Consider the following 1,193-nt stretch of genomic DNA (forward strand, 5'->3'; position numbering starts at 1 on the left):
CATCCTGGCCGAAGTGGCACGGGCCGGACGGTGAGGCGGGAGGCGGGACGGCATGGCTGGAGCAGGCGCCGGGAGAGGGGCCGGCGGTGGTCGGCGGGGCGGGCGCGTGGCGGCGTTCCGCAAATGGTGCGACGACCTCCTGGCGGCGTTCGGTCTGCCCTACCTCTACGCCTGCGGCGAGATCGAGCTCCAGGAGCCGCCCGTCGGACACCCGGAACGACTGCGTCCGGACCGCCCGCTCACCGCGTACGAGATATGGCTGACGGGTCACCTCGCGACGGAACCGGGCAACGGACCCGGGCATGCGAAAGGCGCCCTCGGATAACCGAGGACGCCCAGGTCAGCGACCTAATCGCTAGTGCGCCGCCAGGGACTCGNACCCCGGACCCGCTGATTAAGAGTCAGCTGCTCTAACCAACTGAGCTAGCGGCGCCTGCTGACGTCGTAGACCTTAGCATCCTGATCGGCGCGAGGAAAAATCGATATCCGTACGGCGGTCCGGGCCGCCCGCACGGCCGCCCAGAGCAGGATTTCGGCGCCGGGAAGCCAGGGTCGACGGGTGTCCGGAGCGACCAGCCAGCGCGCGTCGGACGGGGCCGCCGAGGCCGCGCCGACCAGCGCCGGGACGGTCACCGCGTCGCCCTTGCCGTGACACAGCAACGGCGGGACGGACCCCGTACGGCTGTGCTCTCCGGGGTGCGCGCCCCACTCCTCCCAGCCCAGCAGCGACGGCAGCCGCTGAGCCGTGCCGGGGCCGGCGAACAGGAGTATCCGCCCCCGGTAGGTGGCGACCGGTCCGGAGCCGGGGCCCTCGTCCCACAGACGGTCGACCATACGGCGGCCGAAGATCGCCGGGGCGTTCACCACGTCGAAGGCGGAGCCGCAGGGCAGGACGACCGGGGCGTCCGGGCGTTCCTTCCAGAAGGCGAGGGTGCTGCGCGGATACGTTTCCGCCGAGGCGAGCCAGGCGGCACCGTCCGAGGTGACGCCCGAGATGTCGAAGCGGTCGGCGAAGGGCTCGTCCTGAGTGCGGCTCATGTCCCATAGATCTACCGGCCGTGAGCGTCCGGTCTCTGAGGGTTGCCGGAAATCGGGACAGGAGGGGGCGGGAGGGAGTATCTTGCCCGACCGGCATATGCCAGAAGTTCTTTCTGGTTCCGGGCGGGACGCGGTGCGCGGCGCGGGGATTGTGG

2 protein-coding genes and 1 tRNA gene are annotated in these 1,193 nt (G+C 71.0%); 1 reads left to right on the plus strand and 2 read right to left on the minus strand.

From position 1 onward, the window contains the following. Positions 1–52: 52 nt before the first annotated feature. Positions 53–325, plus strand: a complete 273-nt coding sequence (locus tag JHN63_RS52085) for a DUF6059 family protein (protein WP_200692063.1) — start codon at positions 53–55, stop codon at positions 323–325. A gap of 34 nt (positions 326–359) precedes the next feature. On the opposite strand, the gene JHN63_RS52090 is transcribed toward JHN63_RS52085, so the two are convergent. Beyond that, positions 360–433, minus strand: a tRNA-Lys gene (locus JHN63_RS52090). After that, on the minus strand, positions 424–1,038 hold the full coding sequence (locus JHN63_RS52095) for a bifunctional DNA primase/polymerase (protein ID WP_200692064.1): 615 nt from the start codon (positions 1,036–1,038) through the stop codon (positions 424–426). The genes JHN63_RS52090 and JHN63_RS52095 overlap by 10 nt, the downstream gene beginning before the upstream one ends. Positions 1,039–1,193: the final 155 nt, after the last annotated feature.

Source organism: Streptomyces sp. MBT65 (assembly GCF_016612545.1).
Classification (GTDB): Bacteria; Actinomycetota; Actinomycetes; order Streptomycetales; family Streptomycetaceae; genus Streptomyces.